General features: G+C 67.7%; 32 protein-coding genes. 5 read left to right on the forward strand and 27 right to left on the reverse strand.

Annotated elements, in window-relative coordinates; translation table 11 throughout:
* Positions 1-94: 94 nt before the first annotated feature.
* The 26 genes from rplO to AC156L_RS18475 all read right to left on the reverse strand — a co-directional run bounded on the left by rplO (position 95) and on the right by AC156L_RS18475 (position 15,725).
* Complete coding sequence (rplO, locus tag AC156L_RS18350; protein WP_484407053.1) at positions 95-538, reverse strand: 50S ribosomal protein L15; 444 nt, start codon at positions 536-538, stop codon at positions 95-97.
* A complete protein-coding gene (gene rpmD / locus AC156L_RS18355) occupies positions 535-720 on the reverse strand; it encodes a 50S ribosomal protein L30 (protein WP_259627813.1) in 186 nt (61 codons plus the stop codon). The genes rplO and rpmD overlap by 4 nt, the downstream gene beginning before the upstream one ends.
* Before the next feature lie 5 nt (positions 721-725).
* Positions 726-1,334: a 30S ribosomal protein S5 gene (gene rpsE / locus AC156L_RS18360; RefSeq protein ID WP_259627814.1), complete on the reverse strand. Its 609-nt coding sequence runs from the start codon at positions 1,332-1,334 to the stop codon at positions 726-728.
* 34 nt (positions 1,335-1,368) lie between these two features.
* The gene (rplR, locus tag AC156L_RS18365) at positions 1,369-1,770 is read right to left on the reverse strand and encodes a 50S ribosomal protein L18 (protein WP_259627815.1); all 402 of its coding nucleotides are present in this window, start codon (positions 1,768-1,770) and stop codon (positions 1,369-1,371) included.
* Between the two features lies 1 nt (position 1,771).
* Positions 1,772-2,311 (reverse strand): 50S ribosomal protein L6, encoded by a 540-nt coding sequence (gene rplF, locus AC156L_RS18370; protein ID WP_390388238.1) that lies wholly within the window; start codon positions 2,309-2,311, stop codon positions 1,772-1,774.
* 14 nt (positions 2,312-2,325) lie between these two features.
* Positions 2,326-2,724, reverse strand: a complete 399-nt coding sequence (rpsH, locus tag AC156L_RS18375) for a 30S ribosomal protein S8 (protein WP_106187123.1) — start codon at positions 2,722-2,724, stop codon at positions 2,326-2,328.
* 96 nt (positions 2,725-2,820) lie between these two features.
* On the reverse strand, positions 2,821-3,006 hold the full coding sequence (locus AC156L_RS18380) for a type Z 30S ribosomal protein S14 (protein WP_053715226.1): 186 nt from the start codon (positions 3,004-3,006) through the stop codon (positions 2,821-2,823).
* A gap of 4 nt (positions 3,007-3,010) precedes the next feature.
* Complete coding sequence (rplE, locus tag AC156L_RS18385; RefSeq protein ID WP_390388235.1) at positions 3,011-3,574, reverse strand: 50S ribosomal protein L5; 564 nt, start codon at positions 3,572-3,574, stop codon at positions 3,011-3,013.
* A gap of 2 nt (positions 3,575-3,576) precedes the next feature.
* Positions 3,577-3,891, reverse strand: coding sequence for a 50S ribosomal protein L24 (rplX, locus tag AC156L_RS18390; RefSeq protein ID WP_106187121.1), 315 nt, complete (start codon positions 3,889-3,891; stop codon positions 3,577-3,579).
* Between the two features lie 2 nt (positions 3,892-3,893).
* Positions 3,894-4,262 carry a 50S ribosomal protein L14 gene (gene rplN, locus AC156L_RS18395; protein WP_106187120.1) on the reverse strand — a complete coding sequence of 123 codons (369 nt, stop codon included), beginning with the start codon at positions 4,260-4,262 and terminating at the stop codon, positions 3,894-3,896.
* A 65-nt stretch (positions 4,263-4,327) separates the two neighbouring features.
* The gene (rpsQ, locus tag AC156L_RS18400) at positions 4,328-4,609 is read right to left on the reverse strand and encodes a 30S ribosomal protein S17 (RefSeq protein WP_259627818.1); all 282 of its coding nucleotides are present in this window, start codon (positions 4,607-4,609) and stop codon (positions 4,328-4,330) included.
* Entirely contained in the window at positions 4,606-4,854 is a 249-nt protein-coding gene (rpmC, locus tag AC156L_RS18405) for a 50S ribosomal protein L29 (protein WP_106187118.1), read from the reverse strand. The genes rpsQ and rpmC overlap by 4 nt, the downstream gene beginning before the upstream one ends.
* Positions 4,854-5,273, reverse strand: coding sequence for a 50S ribosomal protein L16 (gene rplP, locus AC156L_RS18410; RefSeq protein WP_484407055.1), 420 nt, complete (start codon positions 5,271-5,273; stop codon positions 4,854-4,856). The genes rpmC and rplP overlap by 1 nt, the downstream gene beginning before the upstream one ends.
* A gap of 3 nt (positions 5,274-5,276) precedes the next feature.
* Entirely contained in the window at positions 5,277-6,110 is an 834-nt protein-coding gene (gene rpsC, locus AC156L_RS18415; RefSeq protein WP_106187116.1) for a 30S ribosomal protein S3, read from the reverse strand.
* Entirely contained in the window at positions 6,110-6,538 is a 429-nt protein-coding gene (gene rplV / locus AC156L_RS18420; protein WP_259627819.1) for a 50S ribosomal protein L22, read from the reverse strand. The genes rpsC and rplV overlap by 1 nt, the downstream gene beginning before the upstream one ends.
* Positions 6,539-6,573: 35 nt before the next feature.
* Positions 6,574-6,855, reverse strand: a complete 282-nt coding sequence (gene rpsS, locus AC156L_RS18425; protein ID WP_086669030.1) for a 30S ribosomal protein S19 — start codon at positions 6,853-6,855, stop codon at positions 6,574-6,576.
* Between the two features lie 18 nt (positions 6,856-6,873).
* Entirely contained in the window at positions 6,874-7,707 is an 834-nt protein-coding gene (gene rplB, locus AC156L_RS18430) for a 50S ribosomal protein L2 (RefSeq protein ID WP_484407057.1), read from the reverse strand.
* Between the two features lie 22 nt (positions 7,708-7,729).
* Positions 7,730-8,029 (reverse strand): 50S ribosomal protein L23, encoded by a 300-nt coding sequence (gene rplW / locus AC156L_RS18435; RefSeq protein ID WP_259627821.1) that lies wholly within the window; start codon positions 8,027-8,029, stop codon positions 7,730-7,732.
* Positions 8,026-8,715 (reverse strand): 50S ribosomal protein L4, encoded by a 690-nt coding sequence (gene rplD / locus AC156L_RS18440; RefSeq protein ID WP_484407058.1) that lies wholly within the window; start codon positions 8,713-8,715, stop codon positions 8,026-8,028. Before rplD ends, rplW begins: the two co-directional genes overlap by 4 nt.
* A complete protein-coding gene (rplC, locus tag AC156L_RS18445) occupies positions 8,715-9,365 on the reverse strand; it encodes a 50S ribosomal protein L3 (RefSeq protein ID WP_259627823.1) in 651 nt (216 codons plus the stop codon). Before rplC ends, rplD begins: the two co-directional genes overlap by 1 nt.
* Before the next feature lie 49 nt (positions 9,366-9,414).
* Complete coding sequence (gene rpsJ, locus AC156L_RS18450) at positions 9,415-9,720, reverse strand: 30S ribosomal protein S10 (protein WP_003938093.1); 306 nt, start codon at positions 9,718-9,720, stop codon at positions 9,415-9,417.
* A gap of 366 nt (positions 9,721-10,086) precedes the next feature.
* The gene (gene tuf, locus AC156L_RS18455) at positions 10,087-11,280 is read right to left on the reverse strand and encodes an elongation factor Tu (RefSeq protein ID WP_484407060.1); all 1,194 of its coding nucleotides are present in this window, start codon (positions 11,278-11,280) and stop codon (positions 10,087-10,089) included.
* A 138-nt stretch (positions 11,281-11,418) separates the two neighbouring features.
* Positions 11,419-13,518 (reverse strand): elongation factor G, encoded by a 2,100-nt coding sequence (gene fusA, locus AC156L_RS18460; RefSeq protein ID WP_484407061.1) that lies wholly within the window; start codon positions 13,516-13,518, stop codon positions 11,419-11,421.
* Positions 13,519-13,608: 90 nt separating this feature from the next.
* On the reverse strand, positions 13,609-14,079 hold the full coding sequence (gene rpsG, locus AC156L_RS18465) for a 30S ribosomal protein S7 (RefSeq protein ID WP_106187108.1): 471 nt from the start codon (positions 14,077-14,079) through the stop codon (positions 13,609-13,611).
* Positions 14,079-14,453: a 30S ribosomal protein S12 gene (gene rpsL, locus AC156L_RS18470; RefSeq protein ID WP_090015396.1), complete on the reverse strand. Its 375-nt coding sequence runs from the start codon at positions 14,451-14,453 to the stop codon at positions 14,079-14,081. Before rpsL ends, rpsG begins: the two co-directional genes overlap by 1 nt.
* 363 nt (positions 14,454-14,816) lie before the next feature.
* Complete coding sequence (locus tag AC156L_RS18475) at positions 14,817-15,725, reverse strand: DMT family transporter (RefSeq protein WP_484407063.1); 909 nt, start codon at positions 15,723-15,725, stop codon at positions 14,817-14,819.
* 277 nt (positions 15,726-16,002) lie between these two features.
* Between AC156L_RS18475 and AC156L_RS18480 the strand changes: the two genes are divergently transcribed.
* The 5 genes from AC156L_RS18480 to pip all read left to right on the forward strand — a co-directional run bounded on the left by AC156L_RS18480 (position 16,003) and on the right by pip (position 19,165).
* Positions 16,003-16,884 (forward strand): phosphotransferase, encoded by an 882-nt coding sequence (locus AC156L_RS18480; RefSeq protein ID WP_484407064.1) that lies wholly within the window; start codon positions 16,003-16,005, stop codon positions 16,882-16,884.
* A gap of 48 nt (positions 16,885-16,932) precedes the next feature.
* Complete coding sequence (locus tag AC156L_RS18485) at positions 16,933-17,226, forward strand: TFIIB-type zinc ribbon-containing protein (protein ID WP_484407065.1); 294 nt, start codon at positions 16,933-16,935, stop codon at positions 17,224-17,226.
* 103 nt (positions 17,227-17,329) lie between these two features.
* Positions 17,330-17,776 carry a hypothetical protein gene (locus AC156L_RS18490; RefSeq protein ID WP_484407066.1) on the forward strand — a complete coding sequence of 149 codons (447 nt, stop codon included), beginning with the start codon at positions 17,330-17,332 and terminating at the stop codon, positions 17,774-17,776.
* On the forward strand, positions 17,773-18,210 hold the full coding sequence (locus AC156L_RS18495; protein WP_484407068.1) for a hypothetical protein: 438 nt from the start codon (positions 17,773-17,775) through the stop codon (positions 18,208-18,210). Before AC156L_RS18490 ends, AC156L_RS18495 begins: the two co-directional genes overlap by 4 nt.
* Before the next feature lie 10 nt (positions 18,211-18,220).
* A complete protein-coding gene (pip, locus tag AC156L_RS18500) occupies positions 18,221-19,165 on the forward strand; it encodes a prolyl aminopeptidase (protein ID WP_484407069.1) in 945 nt (314 codons plus the stop codon).
* On the opposite strand, the gene AC156L_RS18505 is transcribed toward pip, so the two are convergent.
* Positions 19,162-19,749, reverse strand: coding sequence for a hypothetical protein (locus tag AC156L_RS18505; RefSeq protein WP_484407070.1), 588 nt, complete (start codon positions 19,747-19,749; stop codon positions 19,162-19,164). The two genes, pip and AC156L_RS18505, sit on opposite strands and share 4 nt — an antisense overlap.
* Positions 19,750-19,777: the final 28 nt, after the last annotated feature.

Genomic DNA, 19,777 nt, shown 5'->3' on the forward strand with positions numbered 1-19,777 from the left:
CGACAGCGCCGCCCTGAGGGCCGCGGAACCCCGGCGCACAAGGCAAAGGGCCCCCGGAGCCGGAGCTCCGAGGGCCCTTCAGGTGGAGCGGTTGTCAGAGCGCGGTGGTGGTGCCACCGGCGCCGGCGATCTTCTCGACGGCGCTGCCCGAGAACTTGTGCGCGGTGACGTCGAGCTTGACGCCCGAGATGTCACCGTCGCCGAGCACCTTCACGAGCTGGCCCTTGCGGACCGCGCCCGCGTCGACGAGCTCGTCGACACCGATCGTGCCGCCCTCGGGGAAGAGGCGGGCCAGGTCGCCGACGTTCACGACCTGGTACTCCGTGCGGAACCGGTTCTTGAAGCCCTTGAGCTTCGGCAGCCGCATGTGCAGCGGCATCTGGCCACCCTCGAAGCGCGCCGGGGTGTTCTTGCGAGCACCCGTGCCCTTCGTACCGCGACCAGCGGTCTTGCCCTTGGAGCCCTCACCGCGGCCGACGCGGGTCTTGGCGGTGTGCGCACCGGGGGCAGGACGGAGGTGGTGGATCTTGATGGTCATGAGTTGACCTCCTCGACGACCACCAGGTGGCGCACGGCGTGGATCAGACCGCGGACCTGGGGGGTGTCATCGCGCACCACCGACTGGCGAATCTTGTGCAGCCCGAGGGTGCGGATCGACTCGCGGTGGTTGTGCTTGGTACCGATGGTGCTCTTCACCTGCGTGATCTTGAGCTGTGCCATTGAGGTCACACCCCCTGACCCGCGCGAGCGCGGAGCATGCCGGCGGGAGCGACGTCCTCGAGCGGCAGGCCGCGGCGGGCCGCGACCTCCTCGGGACGCTGCAGGCCCTTGAGGGCCGCAACGGTGGCGTGCACGATGTTGATGGCGTTGTCGCTGCCCAGCGACTTGCTCAGCACGTCGTGGACGCCCGCGCACTCCAGCACCGCGCGAACGGCGCCACCGGCGATGACGCCGGTACCGGCCGAGGCCGGACGCAGCAGCACGACGCCCGCGGCCTTCTCACCCTGGATGGGGTGCGGGATGGTGCCCGCGATGCGGGGGACGCGGAAGAAGTTCTTCTTCGCCTCCTCGACACCCTTGGCGATGGCCGCGGGAACTTCCTTGGCCTTGCCGTAGCCGACGCCCACCATGCCGTCGCCGTCGCCCACGACCACGAGGGCCGTGAAGCTGAAGCGGCGACCACCCTTGACCACCTTGGACACGCGGTTGATCGCAACCACGCGCTCGAGGTGCGGGGTCTTCTCCTGGGCCGCGCCGCCGCGGCCGCCGTCACGACGGTCGCGGCGCTCTCCGCGCTCGCCCCCGCCGCCTTCGCGACGCGTGCGTCCTGGCATCAGGCGTCCCTCTCAATTCCGGTGATGTGCATTGTCAGAACTCCAGCCCCGCCTCGCGGGCCGCGTCCGCCAGAGCGGCGATGCGGCCGTGGTACGCGTTGCCACCGCGGTCGAAGACGACCGCCGTGATCCCGGCGTCCTTGGCGCGAGCCGCGGCCAGCTGACCGACCTTGGCCGCACGGGCCTTCTTGTCGCCGTCCACCGCGCGCACGTCCGCCTCCAGGGAGGTGGCCGACACGATGGTGTGGCCCTTCAGGTCGTCCACGATCTGCACGGTGATGTGCTTCGAGGAACGGTGCACGACCAGGCGCGGACGCTCGGCGGTGCCGCTGACCTTCTTGCGCAGGCGGAAGTGACGACGGGCCTTGGCGATGCGACGCGTGGTCGAGATGTCCTTGCCCACCGGCTTGCGCTTCGTAGCAGTCGACTCGCTCATGTCACTTACCCGTCTTTCCGACCTTGCGGCGGATCTTCTCGCCCGAGTACCGCACACCCTTGCCCTTGTACGGGTCGGGCTTGCGCAGCTTGCGGATGTTGGCGGAAACCTCGCCCACCAGCTGCTTGTCGATACCCTTGACGGAGAAACGCGTGGGGTTCTCGACGACGAAGGTGATGCCCTCGGGGGCCTCGACCTTCACCGGGTGGCTGTAGCCGAGCGCGAACTCCAGGTCGGAACCCTTGAGCGCGACGCGGTAACCGACCCCGTGGATTTCCAGCTTCTTCTCGTACCCCTGGGTCACACCGATGACCATGTTGTGGACCAGGGTGCGGGAGAGGCCGTGCAGCGAACGGCTGCGCCGCTCGTCGTCCGGACGCTTCACCTCGAGGGTGCCGTCCTCGGCCTTCTCCAGCACGATCGGCTCGGCGATCGTGAGGCTCAAGGTGCCCTTCGGGCCCTTGATGCTCACGGCCTGGCCGTCGATGTTCACGTCGACCCCAGAGGGAACGGTGATCGGCAGCTTTCCAATGCGCGACATGCGGTCCCCCTCCCTTACCAGACGTAGGCGAGAACTTCTCCGCCTACACCCTGCTTGTTGGCCTGGCGGTCGGTCAGCAGACCACCAGAGGTCGAAATGATGGCAACGCCAAGGCCGCCGAGCACCTTGGGGAGGTTGGTCGACTTCGCGTACACGCGGAGACCGGGCTTGGACACCCGGCGGAGGCCCGCGATGCTGCGCTCCCGGTTCGGGCCGTACTTCAGCTCGACCACCAGGTTCTTCGCAACGTCACCCGCCTCGTCGCGGTAGCTCGAGATGTAGCCCTCGCGCTTGAGGATCTCGGCGATGTTCGCCTTGAGCTTCGAGTGCGGCATCACGACCTTGTCGTGGTATGCCGAGTTCGCATTGCGCAGACGAGTCAACATGTCTGCGATCGGATCGGTCATCGTCATGGTGACCTAGTCAACCTTTCTCACTGCGGTTCCCCAGCCCAGGGTCCGGGACGAAAATCGGTCGTGGGCAGGCCTACAGCGAAGTGGAAACGCTTCTTACCAGCTGGACTTGCTGACACCCGGCAGTTCGCCGCGGTGCGCCATCTCCCGGAGGCAGATCCGGCACAGGCCGAACTTGCGGAACACCGAGTGGGGACGCCCGCAGCGCTGGCAACGGGTGTAACCCCGCACCTTGAACTTGGGCTTGGCGGCAGCCTTGTTGATCAATGCCTTCTTGGCCATCGACTCAGTTCTCCTTGAACGGGAAGCCCAGGAGCTTCAGCAGCGCCCGACCTTCTTCGTCGGTGGTCGCGGTGGTGACGACCGTGATGTCCATGCCGCGCGGGCGGTCGATGGCGTCGGGGTCGATCTCGTGGAACATCGACTGCTCGTTGAGACCGAACGTGTAGTTCCCGTTGCCGTCGAACTGCTTGCCCGACAGGCCGCGGAAGTCACGGATACGCGGCAGCGCGATGGTCAGCAGCCGGTCCAGGAACTCCCACATGCGGTCGCCACGAAGCGTCGCGCGGGCGCCGATGGGCATGCCCTCGCGGAGCTTGAACTGCGCGATGGACTTGCGAGCGCGCCGAACCTCGGGACGCTGGCCGGTGATGATCGAGAGGTCGCGGACGGCACCCTCGATCAGCTTGCCGTCACGGGCGGCGTCGCCGACACCCATGTTGACGACAACCTTCACCACGCCGGGGATCTGCATGACGTTGGCGTACTCGAACTGCTTGTTCAGCTCGGCGGCGATTTCCTCGCGGTAGCGGGTCTTCAGCCGCGGAATGATCTTCTCAGCAGTAGTCATGATCAGATGTCCTTCCCGTTACGACGGGAAATGCGGACGCGCTTGCCCTCGTCGTTCGTCCGGTAGCCGATGCGGGACGGCTTGCCGTCCGCGTCGACGACCATCACGTTGGAGACGTGGATCAAGGCCTCCTGGGTCACGATGCCACCGGACTGCGCACCACGCTGGGTCTGCGAGATCCGGGTGTGCTTCTTGACCCTGGCCACGCCCTCGACCAGCACCTTGTTGGTGTCCGGGTGGGCCTGGATGACCTTGCCCTTGGCGCCCTTGTCCTTGCCGGCGATGACGACGACCGTGTCGCCCTTCTTGACCTTCATGGCTAGAGCACCTCCGGTGCCAGCGAGATGATCTTCATGAACTTCTTGTCGCGCAGCTCACGGCCGACCGGTCCGAAGATGCGGGTACCCCGCGGCTCGTTGTCCGGCTTGATGAGCACGGCGGCGTTCTCGTCGAACCGGATGTAGGAACCGTCGGGACGACGACGCTCCTTCACGGTCCGAACGATGACGGCCTTGACGACATCGCCCTTCTTCACGTTGGCACCGGGGATGGCCTGCTTCACCGTCGCGACGATGATGTCCCCGATACCCGCGTAGCGGCGGCCCGAGCCACCGAGAACACGGATGCAAAGGATTTCCTTCGCACCGGTGTTGTCGGCGACGCGCAGCCGCGACTCCTGCTGGATCACTTACAACTCCTGACCATTCCTGGCCTGCCAGATTTCCGACCTGACAGGCTCGGTCCAACGAACTACTACTTGGCCTTCTCGAGGATCTCGACGAGCCGCCAGCGCTTGGTGGCGGAGAGGGGACGCGTCTCCATGAGGCGAACGCGGTCACCCACACCGGCCGTGTTCTCCTCGTCGTGCACCTTCACCTTGGTGGTGGAGCGCAGGACCTTGGAGTACCGGCGGTGCTTCTTGCGGTCCTCGAGCGCGACCACAATCGTCTTGTCCATCTTGTCGCCGACGACGTAACCCTCGCGGACCTTGCGGTCGTTGCGGTCTTCGGTCGTGGCTTCGTTGCTTTCGGTCATGCCGCACCCTCACCAGTGGAGACCGCGTCGGGGGAAACCGAGAGACCGAGCTCCCGCTCCCTCATCACGGTGTAGATCCGGGCGATCTCGTGCCGGATCGTCCGCAGACGACGGTTGTTGTCAAGCTGCCCGGTGGCCATCTGGAAGCGGAGGTTGAACAGCTCCTCCTTCGCCTCCTTCAGGCGCAGCACGAGCTCCTCCTCGGTGAGCTCACGCAGCTCGGAAGCGGTGGTACCCGCTGCCATCAGAACTCACCACCCTCACGCGTAACGATGCGGCACTTCATCGGGAGCTTGTGGATCGCGCGGCGCAGTGCCTCGCGGGCCACGGCCTCGTTCGGGAAGCTCATCTCGAAGAGCACCCGACCCGGCTTGATGTTGGCCACCCACCACTCCGGAGAACCCTTACCGGAACCCATGCGGGTCTCGGCGGGCTTCTTCGTCAGCGGGCGGTCCGGGACGATGTTGATCCAGACCTTGCCACCACGACGGATGTGCCTGTTGATGGCAATACGCGCGGACTCGATCTGCCTGTTGGTCACGTAGGCCGGCTCCAGAGCCTGGATGCCGAACTCACCGAAGGTGACCCTCGTGCCGCCCTTGGCAGCACCCGACCGACCGGGGTGGTGCTGCTTGCGGTGCTTAACCCTCCGCGGGATGAGCACGACTCAGCCCTCCGTCTTCTCTTCAGCGGCCGGGGCTGCCGGCGTCTCGCTGGCCTGTGCGTCGGCCGCGGCGCGCCCAGCCTCGGTGCTCGTCGGCGTGGTGCCGCTGGCACCAGAACGACGGGCCCGGTTCGGGCGGGCATCGCGGTCGCGACGAGGCGCGCGGTCGGCCGACGGGGCGGCGTCACGCTCACGCTTGGCGTTCAGACCACCGACGACGTCACCCTTGTAGATCCACACCTTCACGCCGATACGGCCGAACGTGGTGCGGGCCTCGAAGAAGCCGTAGTCGATGTCCGCGCGCAGCGTGTGCAGCGGCACTCGGCCATCGCGGTAGTGCTCGGAACGGGACATCTCGGCACCGCCGAGACGACCGCCGCACTGCACGCGGATGCCCTTGACCTGCGGGGAGCGCATGGCCGACTGGATGGCCTTGCGCATCGCGCGCCGGAAGGCGACGCGGTTGGACAACTGCTCCGCCACACCCTGGGCAACGAGCTGCGCATCCGACTCGGGGTTCTTGACCTCGAGGATGTTCAGCTGCACCTGCTTCTTGGTGAGCTTCTCCAGCTCACCGCGGATGCGGTCGGCCTCGGCACCGCGACGACCGATGACGATGCCCGGCCGTGCGGTGAAGATGTCGACGCGAACGCGGTCACGGGTGCGCTCGATCTCCACCTTCGAGATGCCGGCACGCTCCATGCCACGGCCGAGCAGCTTGCGGATCTTGACATCCTCGGCCACGTACTCGGCGTACTGCTTATCGGCGTACCAGCGGGACTTCCAGTCAGTGGTGATCCCCAGCCGGAAGCCGTGCGGGTTGATCTTCTGACCCACTACCGGTTACTTCCCTTCGCGCTGGTCTTGCGAACCGCCTTGGGACGGGCTTCCGTCTTGGGACGGGACTCGACCTCGACGGTGATGTGACTCGTGCGCTTGCGGATCCGGTACGCGCGGCCCTGGGCCCGCGGACGGAAACGCTTCAGCGTCGGCCCCTCGTCCACGTAGACCTTCGACACCCAGAGGGTGGTCGGGTCCAGGGAGAGGTTGTTCTCGGCGTTGGCCACGGCGCTGGCGAGCACCTTCGCGACCGGCTCACTTGCCGCCTGAGGCGCGAACTGGAGCACGGCCAGGGCGTCGCTGGCGCTACGGCCCCTGATGAGCTCGATCACGCGACGCACCTTCATCGGCGTGTCGCGGACGTAGCGAGCCCGAGCCACGGCGCGCGGGTACTCCGGCGCACTGGCATCGTTGCGGGCGTTCATCGCTGCTTCCCCTTAGCTTCTTCCTAGTTCGTCGCCTAGCGGCGGCGCGACTTCCGGTCGTCCTTGATGTGGCCCTTGAAGGTGCGCGTCGGGGCGAACTCGCCCAGCTTGTGCCCAACCATGGCCTCGGTCACGAACACCGGGACGTGCTTCCGGCCGTCGTGCACCGCGAGGGTGTGCCCCAGCATGTCCGGAATGATCGTGGACCGGCGGGACCAGGTCTTGATGACGGTCTTCTTGCCCGACTCGTTGAGAACGTCCACCTTCTTGAGCAGGTGGTCGTCAACGAAGGGGCCCTTCTTAAGGCTGCGAGGCATCCTTCACTCCCTTCCTGCTCAGCGCTTCTTACCGGTGCGACGACGCCGGACGATGAGCTTGTCGCTTGGCTTGCGGCGGCGGGTACGGCCTTCGGGCTTACCAGCCGGGTTGACCGGGTGGCGACCACCGGAGGTCTTGCCCTCGCCACCACCGTGCGGGTGGTCGACCGGGTTCATGGCGACACCACGGACGGTGGGCTTGCGGCCCTTCCAGCGCATACGGCCGGCCTTGCCCCAGTTGATGTTGCTGTGCTCGGCGTTGCCGATGGCACCAACCGTGGCGCGGCAGCGGACGTCCACGTTGCGGATCTCGCCCGAGGGGAGACGCAGCTGGGCGTACGGGCCGTCCTTGGCGACAAGCTGGACGCTCACGCCTGCGGAACGGGCGATCTTCGCGCCGCCGCCGGGGCGGAGCTCGATCGCGTGGATGACCGTACCGACCGGGATGTTGCGCAGGGGGAGGTTGTTGCCCGGCTTGATGTCAGCCTTGGGCCCGTTCTCCACCATGTCGCCCTGGCGCAGCTTCTCGGGGGCGATGATGTAGCGCTTCTCGCCGTCCAAGTAGTGCAGCAGTGCGATGCGCGCCGTGCGGTTGGGGTCGTACTCGATGTGAGCGACCTTGGCCGGCACGCCGTCCTTGTCGGTGCGGCGGAAGTCGATCAAGCGGTAAGCCCGCTTGTGACCGCCACCCTTGTGCCTCGTGGTGATCTTGCCCGACGCGTTACGGCCACCTCGGCCGTGCAGCGGACGGACCAGCGACTTCTCCGGCGTCGACCGAGTGATCTCGGCGAAGTCGGAGACGCTCGCACCGCGACGACCGGGGGTCGTCGGCTTGTACTTGCGAATGCCCATCTCTACGCAGTCCTCGTCGTCATCAGGCGGCCGGGCCGCCGAAGATCTCGATCGGCTTGCTCTCGGCAGACAGCGTCACGATGGCGCGCTTGGTGTCCTTGCGCTTGCCATAGCCGGACCGGGTGCGCTTGCGCTTGCCCTGCCGGTTGAGCGTGTTGACGCTGACGACCTTGACGCCGAAGACCTTCTCAACGGCAATCTTGATCTGGGTCTTGTTCGAGCCGGGCGCCACCACGAAGGTGTACTTGTTCTCCTCGAGCAGCCCGTAGGACTTCTCGGAGATCACCGGCGCGAGCAGGATGTCCCTGTGGTCGGGGATCACTTCTCGGCCTCCTCGGACACCTCGGAGGAACGGGCGACGGCCTTCGCGGAGCGGCCACGGGCCGGTCCGGCGATGAACACGTCGTACGCGTCCTTGGTGAACACCACGTCGTCGTTGACCAGCACGTCGTAGGTGTTGAGCTGGTCGGGCGCGATCACGTGCACGCGGTCGAGGTTGCGCAGGCTGACCCACGAGACCTCGTCGGTGCGGTTCAGCACGACCAGAACGCGACGTGCTTCGGTCACCGTCTCCAGCAGCTTGCGGGCGGTCTTGGTGGAGGGGGTGTCCCCGTTCACCAGAGCGCTCACGATGTGCAGCTGGCCGGCGCGAGCCCGGTCGGAGAGGGCACCGCGCAGGGCGGCGGCCTTCATCTTCTTGGGCGTCCGCTGGGTGTAGTCGCGCGGCTGCGGGCCGTGCGAGATACCACCACCGGCGAACTGGGGCGAGCGGGTCGAGCCCTGACGGGCGCGGCCGGTGCCCTTCTGGCGGTACGGCTTCTTGCCGCCACCGGAGACCTCGCCGCGGGTCTTCGTGCTGTGCGTGCCCTGGCGAGCCGCGGCCCGCTGGGCCACGACGACCTGGTGCAGCAGCGAGATGTTCGCCTGCGCGTCGAAGATCGCGGCGGGCAGCTCGACGCTGCCGTCGGTCTTGCCGTCCGGCGTGTGCACCTCAACGGTGTTCGTCATCAGGCACCACCCTTCGCAGCGCTCTTGATGAACACCACACCGCCCTTGGGACCGGGAACAGCGCCCTTGATGAGCAGCAGCCCCGCCTCGGCGTCGATGCGGTGAACGGTCAGGTTCTGAGTGGTCACGCGCTCGTGGCCCATGCGGCCAGCCATGCGGACACCCTTGAACACGCGACCAGGAGTGGCACACCCGCCGATGGAACCCGGCGAGCGGTGCTTGCGCTGCGTGCCGTGGCTCGCGCCCAGGCCCTTGAAGCCGTGTCGCTTCATGACGCCCGCGGTGCCCTTGCCCTTGCTGGTGCCGATGATGTCGACAACAGCGCCGGCCTCGAACACCTCAGCGGTGAGCTCCTGGCCGACCTGGTACTCGGTCGCGTCCGTGGTGCGCAGCTCAGCCAAGTGGCGGCGTGGCGTCGCGCCAGCCTTGGCGAAGTGGCCCGTCACGGGCTTGTTGACCTTGCGCGGGTCGATAGCGCCAAAGGCCAGCTGCACAGCCGTGTAGCCGTCGATTTCTTGGGTTCGCACCTGGGTGACCACGTTCGGCTCGGCCTTGACGACGGTGACCGGAACGATCCGGTTGTTCTCGTCGAAGACCTGAGTCATGCCGAGCTTGGTGCCCAGGAGCCCCTTAACCTGCCTGTCAGACATGGGTCTCGTTACTCTCCGCCCCAAATGGGATCAACACTGCCGCGTCCACTTACTGAATGTTGACGTCGACGCTCGCCGGCAGGTCGATGCGCATGAGCGCGTCCACCGTCTTCGGCGTCGGGTCGAGGATGTCGATCAGACGCTTGTGCGTGCGCATCTCGAAGTGCTCGCGCGAGTCCTTGTACTTGTGCGGCGAGCGGATGACGCAGTAAACGTTCTTCTCAGTGGGCAGCGGCACAGGCCCGACGACCCGAGCGCCGGTGCGCGTCACGGTCTCGACGATCTTGCGCGCGGACGCGTCGATCGCCTCGTGGTCGTAGGCCTTGAGCCGGATGCGGATCTTCTGTCCCGCCATAGTGGCTTGCCGTTCCTCTGCTTCTCGTACCGCTGCGGTGCGGTGCCTAATGGGGGTCACTGGGGACCCTTGGCGCGCTCCGCCCCTGTTCAAATGTCACGGTGCCCGGTCCACGCGGTCGGGCGTGTCGCGCCCGATGCATAAGCCGGTCCCACTGAGATAACTCCGTGGGATGGGTCTTGCCTGACCCGCAGCACCCTGATCAGCCAGCGGGGTTAACCGATGTCCAATGACTCAGGGCGCGGACCGCTCGTGACGGGGCGGCCGAATTCTGATGAACGCGGCCGCCCCGACGAGCAACCCGTTAAGGATGCCACACGGGGGTGTGACGGTCCAAATCGGGGTCTGGAATTAGACCAGGATCACTTACTTGATGATCTTGGTGACCGAGCCCGCACCCACGGTGCGCCCACCCTCGCGGATGGCGAAACGCAGGCCCTCGTCCATGGCGATGGGCTGGATCAGCTTCACCGTCATGCCCGTGGTGTCACCCGGCATGACCATCTCGGTGCCCTCGGGGAGGTCAACGACGCCGGTCACGTCCGTGGTGCGGAAGTAGAACTGCGGGCGGTAGTTGTTGAAGAACGGCGTGTGGCGGCCACCCTCGTCCTTCGAGAGGATGTAGACCTGCGCCTCGAACTCGGTGTGCGGGGTGGTGGTGCCCGGCTTCACGATCACCATGCCGCGCTCCACCTCCTCGCGCTTGATGCCGCGGAGCAGCAGCGCGGCGTTGTCGCCCGCGCGGCCCTCGTCGAGGAACTTCTTGAACATCTCGATCGAGGTGACCGTCGTCTTGCGCGAGGTCTCCTTGATTCCGACGATCTCGATCTCCTCGTTGACCTTGAGGATGCCCCGCTCGATGCGACCGGTCACCACGGTGCCGCGGCCGGTGATCGTGAAGACGTCCTCGACGGGCATGAGGAACGGACGGTCGACCTCGCGCTCCGGCTCCGGGATGGCCTCGTCGACCGCGTCCATGAGACCGATGAGCTTGTCGGCCCACTCGGCGTCGCCCTCGAGGGCCTTGAGCGCCGAGACGCGGACCACGGGGAGGTCGTCGCCGGGGAACTCGTACTCGGAGAGCAGCTCGCGGACCTCGAGCTCGACGAGCTCCAGGATCTCCTCGTCGTCCACCATGTCGGACTTGTTCAGCGCGACGACGATGTAGGGCACGCCGACCTGGCGGGCCAGGAGCACGTGCTCCTTGGTCTGCGGCATCGGGCCGTCGGTCGCGGCCACGACCAGGATGGCGCCGTCCATCTGCGCCGCACCCGTGATCATGTTCTTGATGTAGTCCGCGTGACCGGGGCAGTCGACGTGCGCGTAGTGGCGCTTCTCGGTCTGGTACTCGATGTGCGCGATCGAGATCGTGATGCCGCGCTGCTTCTCTTCCGGCGCCTTGTCGATCTGGTCGAACGCGAACGACTGGTTGAGTTCCGGGTACTTGTCGTGCAGCACCTTGGAGATAGCAGCAGTCAGCGTGGTCTTGCCATGGTCGATGTGACCGATGGTGCCGATGTTGACGTGCGGCTTCGTCCGCTCGAACTTCGCCTTCGCCACTGGATTGTCCTCCTGGACTTCGTATTGCTTGTCCGGCGGGCGGCTTCGCGCCCGCCGGACTACACGTCAGGGTCGATTGTGCGGACCCCAGGGAGAACCCCCGGAGAGCCCGCTAGAACTGCGGTGCTCCGGTTTGGGTTACTCGCCCGTCGCCTTCGCGATGATTTCCTTCGCCACGTTGGTCGGAACCTCGGCGTAGGAGTCGAACACCATCGAGTAGTTCGCGCGACCCTGGGTGCGAGACCGCAGGTCGCCGACATACCCGAACATTTCCGACAGCGGAACCAGTGCCTTCACGACACGGGCGCCACTGCGCTCCTCCATGGCCTGGATCTGGCCACGGCGGGAGTTGAGGTCACCGATGACGTCGCCCATGTAGTCCTCGGGCGTGGTCACCTCGACCGCCATGACCGGCTCGAGGAGCACGGGGTTGGCCTTCCGAGCGGCTTCCTTGAGCGCGATGGAGCCCGCGATCTTGAACGCCATCTCGGACGAGTCGACCTCGTGGTACGCACCGTCGAGCAGGGTCAGCTTGATGCCCACCAGCGGGTAACCCGCCAGCACGCCGTACTGCATGGCGTCCTGGGCGCCCGCGTCCACCGACGGGATGTACTCCCTGGGGATGCGGCCACCGGTGACCTTGTTGTCGAACTCGTAGAGGGCACCGTCGGTGCTCTCCAGAGGCGACAGGGTGATGAGGATCTTGGCGAACTGGCCGGAGCCACCGGTCTGCTTCTTGTGCGTGTAGGAGTACTTCTCCACGGTGCCGCGGATGGTCTCCCGGTACGCCACCTGAGGCTTACCGATGTTCGCTTCGACCTTGTAGTCCGACTTCATGCGGTTGACGAGCACCTCGAGGTGCAGCTCGCCCATGCCCGCGATGATGGTCTGACCCGTTTCCTCGTCCAGCTGGACCTGGAAGGTCGGGTCCTCCTCGGCCAGCTTCTGGATCGCCGTGCCCAGCTTCTCCTGGTCGGCCTTGGTCTTCGGTTCGATCGCGACCCGGATGACCGGGTCGGGGAACGTCATCGACTCCAGGACGATCGGGTTCTGCGAGTCCGACAAGGTCTCGCCGGTGGTGGTCTCCTTGAGACCGATCACCGCGTAGATGTGGCCCGCCTGGGCCTCATCCACGGGCTGCTCCTTGTTGGCGTGCATCTGGAAGAGCTTCCCGATGCGCTCCTTGCGGTCCTTGGTCGAGTTGATGACCTGGGTGCCCGCGGAGAGCTTGCCCGAGTAGACCCGGATGTAGGTCAGCTTGCCGAAGAACGGGTGCGCCGCGATCTTGAAGGCGAGAGCCGCGAAGGGCTCTTCCTTCGAGGGCTTGCGGGACGCCGGGGTGACGCCGTCCTGCAGGGTGCCCTCGACCGGCGGCACGTCGAGCGGCGACGGCAGGTAGTCGATGACCGCGTCGAGCATGGGCTGGACGCCCTTGTTCTTGAACGCGGAACCGCAGAGGACCGGGTACGCGGACCTGTTGGTCACGATCTTGCGGATACCGGTCTTGATCTGCTCCACCGACAGCTCTTCGCCACCGAGGTACAGCTCCATCAGGTCGTCGTCGGTCTCCGCGACGGCCTCGATCAGCTTCTCGCGGAACTCGGCGACCTTGTCGGCGAGGTCGGCCGGGATCTCCTCGACCGTGTAGTCCTCACCCTTCTCCACCTCGCCGCGCCACGTGAGGGCGCGCATCTCGACCAGGTCGACGACTCCGATGAAGTCGCTCTCCGAGCCGATGGGGAGCTGGATCGGCAGCGGCTTGGCGCCGAGCCGCTCCTGGATGGTGCGCACGGTGAAGTAGAAGTCGGCGCCCAGCTTGTCCATCTTGTTGACGAAGCAGATGCGGGGCACGTCGTACTTGGTCGCCTGCCGCCAGACCTGCTCGGACTGGGGCTCGACGCCTTCCTTGCCGTCGAACACGGCAACAGCGCCATCGAGAACGCGCAGCGAACGCTCGACCTCGACCGTGAAGTCCACGTGGCCCGGCGTGTCGATGATGTTGATCTGGTGGTCTTTCCAGAAGCAGGTCGTCGCGGCGGACGTGATCGTGATGCCGCGCTTCTGCTCCTCCTCCATCCAGTCCATCGTCGCAGCGCCGTCGTGCACTTCGCCGATCTTGTAGCTCTTCCCCGTGTAGAAGAGGATTCGCTCGGTCGTCGTGGTCTTGCCCGCGTCGATGTGCGCCATGATCCCGATGTTGCGGACCTTGGCCAGATCGGTGAGCACTTCCTGTGCCACGGGTGTCTTCCCCTGTCTTTGAGCAGCTGGTAGCAGCGCTCACCTAGGGCTGGGGGAGCCCGACCCGCGGATCGCGGGCCGGGCTGCGCATCACCAGCGGTAGTGAGCGAAGGCCTTGTTGGACTCGGCCATCTTGTGCGTGTCCTCGCGACGCTTGACGCTCGCGCCGAGGCCGTTGCTCGCGTCGAGCAGCTCGTTCATCAGACGCTCGACCATCGTCTTCTCACGGCGCTGCCGGGAGAAGGTGATGAGCCAGCGGAGCGCCAGCGTGGTGGAGCGCGACGGACGGACCTCGACCGGCACCTGGTAGGTCGCGCCACCAACACGGCGGCTGCGGACCTCGAGGGTCGGCTTGACGTTGTCCAGAGCGCGCTTCAGCGTGACGACCGGGTCGGTGCCGGTCTTCTCGCGAGCACCCTCGAGCGCTTCGTAGACGATCTTCTCGGCGACCGACCGCTTGCCGTCGACCAGCACCTTGTTGATGAGCTGGGTCACCAGCGGAGAGCTGTAGACCGGGTCGGAGATGAGCGGCCGCTTCGGGGCCGGTCCCTTGCGGGGCATTAGGACTTCTCCTTCTTCGCGCCGTAGCGGCTGCGAGCCTGCTTGCGGTTCTTCACGCCCTGGGTGTCCAGGGAACCGCGGATGATCTTGTAGCGAACACCCGGCAGGTCCTTCACACGACCGCCGCGCACGAGCACCATCGAGTGCTCCTGGAGGTTGTGGCCCTCACCAGGGATGTACGCGGTGACCTCGATGCCGCTGGTCAGCTTCACGCGAGCGACCTTGCGGAGCGCCGAGTTCGGCTTCTTCGGGGTCGTGGTGTAGACGCGGGTGCACACACCGCGCCGCTGCGGGCTCCCCTTGAGGGCCGCGGTCTTCTGCTTGGCGACCTTGTCAGTGCGGCCCTTGCGGACCAGCTGCTGGATCGTTGGCATACGCCGGCTGCTTCTTCCGTTGTTGCGTCTCGTCACACGTGCTGGCGAGCCCTGTTTACTTGATCCCTCTCTGCACCCGAGGTCGGGCGTGTCGCCCGGATCCCAAGGTCCGCGGGTAACACCGCAGGTGTTCCAGCGAGTGGAGGACACCGATGCTTCAGGCAAACCGGCGCCGCCACGCGAGGGCGTTGCCGGTGCATAGGCACACGGAGCGGCCCGACATGGGTCGGGCACGAGTACCAAAGATACCTCTCTTCGTCTACCGGGGTCAAAACGGGTACCACCTGGCCCCCGGTGTTCACCCGCTCGACGACGGCGGACCCGCCGGGGTTCCCCGGAAGCGCGGTGCGCCAAACCCGACCACTACCCGACCGCGGGGACCGCGACACGGCGGTTGGCGCGCGCGCCCGTCACCACCACCACGGCGAGCCCCGTGAGCAGCAGCACCAGCCCCGGCAGCGCTTCAGGACGCGGCACCTGGCCGAGCCACAGCCACGCGATCACGGCCGCGCCGGGAACCTCCAGCAGGATCAGCAGGCTGACGGTGCTCGCGGACACCTGGTGCAGCGCGTAGCTGAACATCGAGTGCCCGAGCAGCTGCGCACCCACCACGAGACCGAGGATCGCCAGCCAGGTGCTCGCGCTGAAGCCCACCAGCGGGACGCCGAACGCCAGGCAGCCCACCAGCAGCAGCGCGGCGCACACCGAGTAGCAGACGAGCGTGTACGTGGTCGTCGTGACCGACCCGCGCGCCCGCTCCCCGAACGCGGTGTAGACGGCCGCCGTCGCACCACCGGCCAACGCCAGCAGGTCACCGACCAGGGCGGGCCCGGCAACGGAGAAGTCCGCCCCGGTGGCGATGGCGACGCCCGCCACCGCGAGCACCGTGCCGAACCACGTGGCGGCGGGCACCCGACGCCCCTGCAGCCGAGCGATCACCGTCTGCCAGATCGGCTGGGTGGCCACCAGCGCGGTGGCCGTGGCGACGCTGGTGAGCTGGATGCTGGGCATCCAGGTGGCGAAGTGCGCGGCCAGCGCGACACCGGCGAGAACGCTGTACCCACCAGCACGCCGCCGCGCCAGCCCCCGCAACTCCTCCCCCCGCCGAACCAGCGTGAACGGCCCCAGCACCCCGACGGCGAGGCTGTTGCGCCAGAAGGCCATCGCCAAGGCCGGAGCGGCGGCGAACGCGATCAGCGGACCGGAGAACGACACGGCCACCAGCGCGACACCGATGGCGACAACGGTGAGCGGATCGACACGGGAGGGCACGGCCCATCTTCACCCGCGGGCGCCCCCACCCCCCGGTGAGCGTCACCACAGCAGACGAACCAGGGCGACCCACCACGAACAGCAAGGCCCCGCAGCGGAACGCGGCCGATTCGGCTTGGGCTCCCGAGCGTGGACGGTGATGATCGGGCAGGCTTTCGGGACCGCCCCTCCAGCCCGGTCGAAGGCTCAGAAGGAGGGGCTCCACGTCGCCTCGGCCTCACCACGCCGGCACCGGGAGCCGCGGTTCTCCGACCGGCCGGGATGATTCACTGAACAGGTGACCCCAGACCTGGTAGCCGGTATGGCCGCGCTGATCCCCGGCGACGACCCCCCGGTGGTACTGGCCGTGCGCGGCGAGGTGGTGGTCATCCGCGTCGGCGACACGGTCCTGAAGGCCCACGAACCGAACACCGACCCGGCGGAGCTGTCGGCCAGGCTCCGCCTGGCGGCCGACCCGCGCCTGCGCACCCTCGTCCTCCCACCCCTGACCGTCATCCCGGCCGAGGTCCGCGGACGCGCGGTGACGACGTGGCCCCTGGGCACCCCGGTCCCGGAACGCGACCCCGACACCGCTCCCCTCGAACAAGCCGCCACCCTCCTGGCCGACCTGCACCGCTTCGGCCCGACCGACTTCCCCGGCGTCCAACCCCCCTCCGGGGCACCGCACCGGATGGCCCGCACGATCGCGGAACTCCGCCAGGCCGACCTGGGCGGCCACGCCGACGGGGTGCTGCGAGCGTTCGACACCCTTCCGGGGGTCGACACCCCGACCCACCTCACCGTGTGCCACGGCGACTGGCACCTCGGGCAGATGGTGGAGGCGGACGGCTGGCGGTTGATCGACGTGGACGACCTCGGCATCGGGGACCCGGCCTGGGACCTGGCCCGCCCGGCCGCCCTGCACGCCGCCGGGGTCCTCGACCCGGAGACCTGGGGACGGTTCCTCGACGCGTACGTCGCCGCCGGTGGTGCCGCCGTCGACCCGCGCGACCCGTGGGCCGCACTGGAGGTCCCGGCCCGCGCGCTGGTCGTCCAGATGGCGGCCCGTGCCCTCCTGGCTGCTCAGCGCGACGAGAAGCCCCTGGACGAAGCACAGGAAGCACTCGTCGAGACGTGCGATCGGATCGTCGCGGCACATCCACACATGGCTCGCGGCTAATATCGGACGTATCGCCGAAGGGGCGTGTACGAGCAGGAGGCCCACACGATGCAGTGTCCGAAGTGTCACGCGAACATGCGCACCTACGACCGCATGGGGGTGCACATCGACCAGTGCGATGGCTGCCGCGGCGTGTTCCTCGACTACGGCGAGCTTGAGGCGATCACCCGTCTGGAGACCCAGATGGCGACTCCGCCGCCCGTCGCGCCGCCGCCGGCCGCCTACCCGCCGCCCGGCTACGCCCAGCCCGCTCCCGCGTGGGGCGCGCCGCAGGTGCACTACGGGCACCACGGCCACCGTCGGAAGCACGGTGGTCTGGCCGGTCTCTTCTACTCCTCCTGACCCACCCGCCGTGGCGGCTCCCGGTGGAGCGGGGGCCGCCACGCGGCGGTTGCGACTACCGAGAATATGACTGATACTTGGTAGTGACTGAGGGGAGGTCGTCATGTCCGTAGCGACCGAGGCAGCGCAGATCCGCGATCTGTTCGAGCAGATCGAGGAGATCGAAGAGGTGGCGTCGACCCTCTCCGAGGACGACGTGCGCAGGCACAAGCTCGTGGCCGTCGTGACGAGGGCGCTGCGGCAGGCGCCACCCGTCCGGCCCGTCGTGGCGGGTGAACTGCTCGACCTCACCGAGAAGACCGTGAAGGCGTGGGCGCGCGAAGGCGTGCTCGCCATCAGCAGCCGAGAGCCGCGGATGCTGCTCGACGCCGAACGCCTCCACGAGGTGCTGCACCTCGTCTCCGACCTGCGCCGCGCGGGCAAGAACCGCGGCCTGCTCGACGAGGTCCACCGCAGGCTCAGCGACCTGGCCCTGCTCGACCGCACCGACCTCGCCGCCAGCCTGGAGCAGATGCACCGGGGCGAAGGACGCGTGGTCCGCACCGGTTGATCCAGGTCGTCGAAACCCCGGTGGCCGGCTCCCAGGCGTCCGGCCTGCGCGGCCCGGCCCGTCAGGCCTACGACCGCTTCCTGGACGAACTCGCCCACAGCGGCTGCGCGGCGCTCGGCTACCGCGTCACCGGCCCCGACCCGCTCCCCCGCCTGTGCGTGAAGCACCTGCGCGGCGCGGACCGCGTGGTGGTGGCCTTCCCGTCCCCCGACACCGTGTGGGTGCTGCTCGTCGGCCCGCACGACGACGACCCCGGCCGCAACCTCTACGACGCCCTGTACGAACTGGCGGGCGTCCGCCCCCGCACCGGCGACAAGCGCACCAAGCCCCGCTGCTGCGACGACGACACCGGCGCCCCGCCGGTCGTGGACGCCGACCTGATCGACGACCTGGTGGCCCGCGCACGGGCCATCACGCGGGCGCGGCGGCGCTAGGTTCAACGGCATGACGACTCCGGTGATCGAGCCGTACGACGAGGGCTTCCTGGACGTGGGCGACGGGAACACCCTCTACTGGAAGGTCTACGGCAACCCCGACGGGAAACCGGCCGTGGTGCTGCACGGCGGGCCGGGGGCGGGCAGTCCGAAGGGCACGCAGCGCAGCTTCGACATGGCGGCGTACCGGGTGGTGCTGTTCGACCAGCGCGGTTGCGGGCGAAGCACCCCGCACGCGAGCGACCCGTCGACGGACCTGGGCGTCAACACCACCGACCACCTGCTGCGCGACATCGAAGCCCTGCGGGAGCACCTCGGGATCGAGCGGTGGCTGGTGTTCGGCGGCTCGTGGGGGTCGACGTTGGCACTGGCCTACGCGCAGCGGTTCCGGGAACGGGTCAGCGAGCTGGTGCTGGTCGCCGTCACCACGAGCACGCGCGCCGAGAACGACTGGCTCTACCGGGGCGTCGGGCGGTTCTTCCCCGAGGCGTGGGAACGGTTCCGGGCCGCGGCGGGCGATGACGACCTGTTCGCGGGCTACTCGCGGCAGCTGGCCGACCCCGACGCGGAGGTCAGGGAGCGGGCGGCGGCGGAGTGGCTGCTGTGGGAGGACACCGTGCTGTCGCTGGAGTCGCACGGCAAGCCGGACCAGTTCAGCGCGAAACCGTCGGCGGACGCGCTCGCGTTCGCCCGGATCTGCTCGCACTACTGGGGCCACGGGTCGTGGCTGGAGGAGGGCGTGCTCGTGCGCGACGTCGGCACGCTCGCGGACATCCCCGGCGTGCTGGTCCACGGGCTGCGGGACCTGAGCTGCCCGGTCGAGGCGGCTTGGCGGCTGCACCGGGCGTGGCCGGGATCGGAGCTGCACACGTTCGCCGACGCGGGCCACAAGGGCAGTCCGGAGTTGGGCGAGCGGATCAGGGCGGCGCTGGCGGCGTTCGCCGAACGGCGTTAGGCCGATCCCTCGGCGCGGTGGAGTTCGAACTCCTCCGGCGTGCGCACACCGCCGTCGACCACGGCCCGGTAGATCTCGAACCCGTTGACCGACTTCCCGTACTCGGGACGGCCGAGGTAGGCCTTCTTGATCTCGATGATCGCCGTCCGGATCTCCGGGCTGAGGCGCGCGGGCATCGACCTGATGTGCTGGAGGTCCGGCTGCCGCTCGGGCTCGTCCACGAACCAGATGTCGAGGTTCCAGTCGTCCCCCGCGGCGGACCGGCAGCCGACGCCGAGGTAGAAGCCGTCCGGGTAGTCGGCGTCGGTGTTCCAGTCACCGGTGTCGTTGCGGAACAGCACCCGTTCCACGCGGTGGTGGCGGGCCAGTTCGGCACCGATGCCCACCACGGCCTCGTGGACCGCCTTGCCCAGGTCCGGGCAGACGACGGTGATGTCGATGTCCCTCTTCACCAGCAGCCCCAGTGCGGAACCGCCCACCCGCACGGGCTCCCCCACCGCGGCCAACGACTGGTTCAACCCCAGCGCGTCGACGACGGCGTTCGACTCGGTCTGCAAGGCGTCCTGTTCCGCGAGCACGTCCATGCCCTGATTCTCACAGAACCGAAGATCG

The sequence above is a fragment of the Umezawaea sp. genome, from assembly GCF_057122925.1.

Coding starts and splice junctions, on each gene's coding strand:
- rplO (WP_484407053.1), bottom strand. CDS start 538: ATGACCATCAAGATCCACCACCTCCGTCCTGCCCCCGGTGCGCACACC.
- rpmD (WP_259627813.1), bottom strand. CDS start 720: ATGGCACAGCTCAAGATCACGCAGGTGAAGAGCACCATCGGTACCAAG.
- rpsE (WP_259627814.1), bottom strand. CDS start 1,334: ATGCCAGGACGCACGCGTCGCGAAGGCGGCGGGGGCGAGCGCGGAGAG.
- rplR (WP_259627815.1), bottom strand. CDS start 1,770: ATGAGCGAGTCGACTGCTACGAAGCGCAAGCCGGTGGGCAAGGACATC.
- rplF (WP_390388238.1), bottom strand. CDS start 2,311: ATGTCGCGCATTGGAAAGCTGCCGATCACCGTTCCCTCTGGGGTCGAC.
- rpsH (WP_106187123.1), bottom strand. CDS start 2,724: ATGACGATGACCGATCCGATCGCAGACATGTTGACTCGTCTGCGCAAT.
- AC156L_RS18380 (WP_053715226.1), bottom strand. CDS start 3,006: ATGGCCAAGAAGGCATTGATCAACAAGGCTGCCGCCAAGCCCAAGTTC.
- rplE (WP_390388235.1), bottom strand. CDS start 3,574: ATGACTACTGCTGAGAAGATCATTCCGCGGCTGAAGACCCGCTACCGC.
- rplX (WP_106187121.1), bottom strand. CDS start 3,891: ATGAAGGTCAAGAAGGGCGACACGGTCGTCGTCATCGCCGGCAAGGAC.
- rpsQ (WP_259627818.1), bottom strand. CDS start 4,609: ATGACCGAAAGCAACGAAGCCACGACCGAAGACCGCAACGACCGCAAG.
- rpmC (WP_106187118.1), bottom strand. CDS start 4,854: ATGGCAGCGGGTACCACCGCTTCCGAGCTGCGTGAGCTCACCGAGGAG.
- rplV (WP_259627819.1), bottom strand. CDS start 6,538: ATGAACGCCCGCAACGATGCCAGTGCGCCGGAGTACCCGCGCGCCGTG.
- rpsS (WP_086669030.1), bottom strand. CDS start 6,855: ATGCCTCGCAGCCTTAAGAAGGGCCCCTTCGTTGACGACCACCTGCTC.
- rplB (WP_484407057.1), bottom strand. CDS start 7,707: ATGGGCATTCGCAAGTACAAGCCGACGACCCCCGGTCGTCGCGGTGCG.
- rplD (WP_484407058.1), bottom strand. CDS start 8,715: ATGACGAACACCGTTGAGGTGCACACGCCGGACGGCAAGACCGACGGC.
- rplC (WP_259627823.1), bottom strand. CDS start 9,365: ATGTCTGACAGGCAGGTTAAGGGGCTCCTGGGCACCAAGCTCGGCATG.
- rpsJ (WP_003938093.1), bottom strand. CDS start 9,720: ATGGCGGGACAGAAGATCCGCATCCGGCTCAAGGCCTACGACCACGAG.
- rpsG (WP_106187108.1), bottom strand. CDS start 14,079: ATGCCCCGCAAGGGACCGGCCCCGAAGCGGCCGCTCATCTCCGACCCG.
- rpsL (WP_090015396.1), bottom strand. CDS start 14,453: ATGCCAACGATCCAGCAGCTGGTCCGCAAGGGCCGCACTGACAAGGTC.
- AC156L_RS18485 (WP_484407065.1), top strand. CDS start 16,933: ATGCAGTGTCCGAAGTGTCACGCGAACATGCGCACCTACGACCGCATG.
- AC156L_RS18490 (WP_484407066.1), top strand. CDS start 17,330: ATGTCCGTAGCGACCGAGGCAGCGCAGATCCGCGATCTGTTCGAGCAG.
- pip (WP_484407069.1), top strand. CDS start 18,221: ATGACGACTCCGGTGATCGAGCCGTACGACGAGGGCTTCCTGGACGTG.
- AC156L_RS18505 (WP_484407070.1), bottom strand. CDS start 19,749: ATGGACGTGCTCGCGGAACAGGACGCCTTGCAGACCGAGTCGAACGCC.